The sequence below is a fragment of the Rhizomicrobium sp. genome, from assembly GCF_056722145.1.
In genome coordinates, this window is sequence record NZ_JBWZET010000083.1 from 1 (window position 1) to 5246 (window position 5246).

Below are 5246 nucleotides of genomic sequence, written 5' to 3' on the forward strand. Positions count from 1 at the left end.
AAGCCCCGCAGCCGGTCGAGACCCACCGTCGTGCCCATCGCGAAGTAGGCACCGGCGACGAGATCGAGATCGAGCCCCAGATGGGCGGCCATCAGCGCGATTTCCGGCAAGCCCGCCATCAGCGGCAGCACGGCCCCATCCTCGGCGATATCGGGCGGCACGCCGCCGGCAACCAGCTCGGCGATGCGCGCTTCGGTGTCGTGCGCTTCATAGGGACTGACCAGGGTCGAAAAAGTGCCGCGCAGCTTGTCGGCGCCATCGCGGTAAAGGGCAACGATCGACGACAGCTCGGCACCTTCCGGCACATTGGTGATGAACCACAGCCCGAGCCGGCGCAGCACCGCGACGATGTCGGAATACATCGCGGTCTGCAGCTTGGCATCGACCTTGAGATCGAGGCCGTCGATGCGCTTCTTCAGGGTGGAAAGCCCGAAGGCACCGTCGGCGACGGCAAAGGCGCGCACGATGCGGGCCGCGGGGGCGCCGCTCATCTCCTTCATGCGGGCGACGAACAGCGGCCCGGCGAGATTGATCAGCTTGTTGGCCACCACGTCGGTGATGATTTCGCGCTTCAAGCGATGGCGCGTCAGTTCGTCGGGCAGCGCCGCGACCGCTTCCGGCGGGAAATAGCTCGCCAGCGCCGGAAGGAAATAAGGATCGTCGGGCAGATCGCTGGCGAGGAGTTCGGCCTTGAGGTCGAGCTTGGCATAGGCGAGCAGCACCGACAGCTCGGGACGCGTCAGGCCCTTGCCGGATTGGGCGCGGCGGCGCAGTTCGGCATCGTCGGGCAGGAATTCCACGGCGCGATCGAGCCGCCCGCGCGCTTCGAGGTCGCGCATGTAGCGGCTTGAGGCGTCGAGGTCGGTGGCCCCACGCGCTTCGGCTACCGTCAGTGCCAGGGTCTGGTCGTAATTGTCCTTCAGCACCAGGGCGGCGACTTCGTCGGTCATGCGGGCGAGGAGATCGTCGCGCTCGGCGCCCGTCATTTCGCCGCGCCGCATCGCGCCGCCCATCAGGATTTTCAGATTCACTTCATGGTCGGAGGTATCGACGCCGGCGGAATTGTCGATCGCGTCAGTGTTGAGGCGCACGCTGTTATGGGCACACTCGATGCGGCCAAGCTGGGTGAGGCCGAGATTGGCGCCTTCGCCGACGACTTTGGCGCGCACCTCTTTGCCGTTGATGCGCACCGCATCGTTGGAACGATCGCCGACTTCGAGATTGGTCTGCGACGCCGCTTTGACATAGGTGCCGATGCCGCCGAGCCATAAGAGATCGACGTCGGCTTTGAGGAGGGCCTTCATCACGTCGGCGGGCGTGGCGACGTCAGCGGCCAGGCCCGTCAGCGCCTTCATTTCCGCTGTCAGCGCGATTTCCTTCAAGCTGCGGGCAAAGATGCCGCCGCCTTTGGAGATAAGTTTCGCCTCGTAATCGGCCCACGACGAGCGCGGCAGATCGAACAGGCGCTTTCTCTCGGCCCAGCTTGTCGCCGGATCGGGATCGGGGTCGATGAAGATGTGGCGATGATCGAAGGCGGCCACCAGCTTCATCTGTTGCGACAGCAGCACGCCGTTGCCGAAGACATCGCCCGACATGTCGCCGATGCCGACCGCGGTGAACGGCGCCGTCTGGATATCGCGGCCGATTTCGCGGAAGTGGCGCTTGACCGCTTCCCAGGCGCCGCGGGCGGTGATGCCCATCACCTTGTGGTCGTAGCCGTGACTGCCGCCCGACGCGAACGCATCGCCAAGCCAGAAGCCGCGGGCCTCGGCGATCCCGTTGGCAATGTCGGAGAAGGTCGCCGTGCCCTTGTCGGCAGCCACCACCAGATAGGGATCGTCGTCATCGCGGCGCACGACCTGCTCGGGCGGCACCACCTCGCCATCGGGGCCGAGATTGTCGGTAACGTCGAGCAGCGCATGGATGAAGGTCTTGTAGGCCGCGATGCCGACAGCTTGCGTTTCCTCGCGGGTTGCGTTCGCCGGCATCTGCTTGGGATAGAAGCCGCCCTTGGAGCCCACCGGCACGATGCAGGCGTTCTTGACCTGCTGCGCCTTGACGAGCCCCAGGACTTCGGTGCGGAAATCCTCGCGCCGGTCGCTCCAGCGGAGGCCGCCGCGGGCGACCTTGCCGAAGCGCAGGTGCACGCCTTCCACCTGCGGCGAATAGACGAAAATCTCGACATGTGGTCGCGGTGCCGGCAATTCGTCGAGCTTGTCCGAGGCGAGCTTCATCGCCAGATACGGCTTCGGCCGCTCACCAGTGCCGTGCTGATAGAAATTGGTCCGCAGCACATTGACGATGACGTTGCGGATGCGGCGGATGATGCGGTCGTCGTCGAGGCTGGCGACGTCGTGCAGCGCGGCATCGATCTGGCCCAGCAGCGCATCGCTCTCACCTGTGCTTTCCGGCGACAGGCGGGCGTGGAACAGCTCTACCAGCATCTTGGCCAGCGCCGGATTGCGGGTGAGGGTCTGCTCCATATAGTCCTGGCTGAACGGGATCGCGGCCTGGCGCAGGAATTTCGCCACCGCGCGCAAAATGGTGATGTCGCGCCAGTCGAGACCGGCAGCGATGGTGAGGCGGTTGAAACCGTCGCTTTCGGCATCGCCGGCGATCACCGCATGGAAGGCGGCCTGCAGCAGGTGCTTGATCTCGGTGCCTTGCGCCGGACCCTGATCGGCGCGCTCCATCAGGAAATCGAGCACGAAGGCTTCGCCGGATTCGGCGACGATCGGATAAGCGTCTTCGGCGATCACCTTGAGGCCGAAATTCTCGAAGATCGGCAGTGATACCGACAAGGGCAGCGCCGGGCCGAGGCCATAAAGCTTGATGCGCAAGGTGGAACGGCGGTCGGAGATGCGGCGCATGACGCGCGCTTCCACCGCGGGCCTCCGCCCCGAGCGCGCCAGGCTGTCTATGGCGGCGAGGTCTTCGGCGCCTTCGGTGGGCGTGAAGGCATCGCGGTAGCGGGCGGGCAGGCCCGGCGCCTGCTGACGGAACAGGCGGGTGCCTTCGATCTCGCCATAGCGCGCCTTCAGGACATCGAGGAAGCCGTCCTCCCAGGTGCGGATGGCGGCGCGCATTTCATGCTCGATGGCCGCGATATCGATCGACGGCGGGGCGCCGTCATCGAAGCCGACGGTGTAATAGAGCCGCGCCAGAACGGAATCGGTGAGGCTGGGCACCGCTTCCATCGGCCGCCCGCTGAGCGCCTCGGCGAGGATTTCGTGCAGGCGGGCGTGGACCGCCGAATTGAAACGCTCGCGCGGCACGAACACGATCGCGGCGGCGAAGCGGTCGAAGCGGTCGATGCGGACGAACAGCTTCAGCTTGGGCCGCTCGGTCAGGCGCAGCATGCCCATGGCGGCGGTGTAAAGCTCGTCTTCGCCGGTCTGGAACAACTCGTCGCGCGGAAAGCTGTCGAGGATGTGCGCCAGCGTTTTGGCGTCGTGGCCGCGGGCGGGAAGGCCGGCGCGCGCCATTACGTTGCCGGTCTTGAAGCGCAGAAGCGGAATATCGGCCGGCGTGCGGCTGTAGGCGCCCGAGGTGAACAGGCCGACAAAGCGGCGCTCGCCCTTGAAGGCGCCATCGGGCGTGAACAGCTTGACGCCGATGTAATCCATGAAGACGCGGCGATGGACGAGGCTCTTCTCGTTCGACTTGGTGATGATCAGCGGCTCGGGGCGCTGCAGGAAGGCGCGCAGCGCGTCGGAAACACTGGTCTCGTCGGCGGAGCGGCGGACGACGCGGGCGCTTGTATCGGCGAGTACGCCGAGGCCGGAGCCGTCGACCGGCAGCAGTTCGCCGCCATTGGTCGCGGCATAGGCATAGTCGCGGCTGCCGAGGAAGGTGAAATGGTCGTCGCCCAGCCATTCGAGGAATTCGATGGTCTCGCGGATTTCCTGCGCCGGGGCGCGCGAGGGCGTCAGTTTCAGTTCGGTGATGACGGCGGCGAGGCGCTCCTTCATCGCCTGCCAGTCGCGCACCGCCAGCCGCACCTGCGAGAACACCGCTTCGGCGCCTTTGACGAGCGCTTCGCGCAGATCCTCTTCGACGATGGTGTCGGTGACGATGACGATGACGCTGGTCGGCCAGCCGGCAACGGTGACGATGGGATGGAACACGGCGCGGGCGGCGAACCCTTGCGCCGTCACTTCGCCCATCAGGGAATCGAACAGGAACGGCGCATCATCGTTGATCGCGACCAGCACGGTTTCCTTGCGGGGGAAATCGGCGCTCTCGAGCGCGGGATCGATCAACGTCACCAGCGCTTGGCCGGGGAGATGGGCGGCGACGCGGGCCTGGATCAGGCGGGCGAGCGCGATCAGCTCGCGCGGGGCGTAGCGCGCAATGTCCTCGGGCGCGGCGTTCTTCGTCAGCGCTTCGATGAAGGCGATGATCTCGGGTTCATCGTGCAGCGCTTCGGCGCAGCGGGCGAGAAGATCGGAGGTCTTGGTGCGGAGGGTTTCGGCGACGAGCATGGCAGCCTGTTCGAACGAATGTCCGCGCCAGTCTATGCCTCACGGCGCTGCGAAAAAACTTGGGCTCTAGGGCAGAGACAGCATGGCAGGCCTGCTCGGAATGCCTGTCAGCCGTTCATACAAATACAACGCTCCGACCAATGCCGCCGCCGAAGCCACGACCATTGCCGCCGCCATCCAGGAACCGGCGAACGGCTTCAGGAGACATGCGGCCGTGGTCAGGCCGGTGACGGGCGCAAGAAACAGAAACAGCGCTTCGCGGTCCCGCAACAAAGTCGCGATGGCGGTCGCGGGCAGCAGCGCGAAACTGATCGCGGCGGCAAGCGGCAGTCCGGCCGGCAGGGCCAGGAATGCACCAGCGCCCCAGGCAAAGCCCGCGAACAGGAGAATGGCGGAGAGGTCCTTGGCGTAGTCCTTGAGGGCGGCGCGCTCGAACGGGCGCTTCATGGCATGGCGATAGGCAAACAGCATGGCACCGGCGATGGCGGCGACAAGTCCCACCCACACCAGTTGCGGCGCCGAATGCATTTCGACGGACAGGCCCATGGTCACGAGAGCAAGGATGGGCAACGTCATGCCGACATAACCGCTACGGCCCAACAAATTGGCCAAACGGGCCGTTTCTTCGGCTTCGTCGTGCAATACCTTGAGCTTGGCGATCGGGCCGTTGACGTGATCGGCCTGGCGATCCGCCGTCGGCTGCAGCAATTTCAACATTGCGACCATCTGGCCCTCTACCCCAAGATTGTCCCAGCGCTAGCG

Annotated in this window: 2 protein-coding genes; both read right to left on the minus strand. The window is 65.6% G+C overall.

Features of this window, described 5'->3' with window-relative positions:
- On the minus strand, window positions 1-4484 hold a 4484-nt coding region (locus AC1P6P_RS04710), incomplete at its 3' end, for an NAD-glutamate dehydrogenase (RefSeq protein ID WP_481401281.1).
- Window positions 4485-4550: 66 nt separating this feature from the next.
- On the minus strand, window positions 4551-5210 hold the full coding sequence (locus AC1P6P_RS04715) for a hypothetical protein (RefSeq protein WP_481401282.1): 660 nt from the start codon (window positions 5208-5210) through the stop codon (window positions 4551-4553).
- Window positions 5211-5246 lie beyond the last annotated feature (36 nt).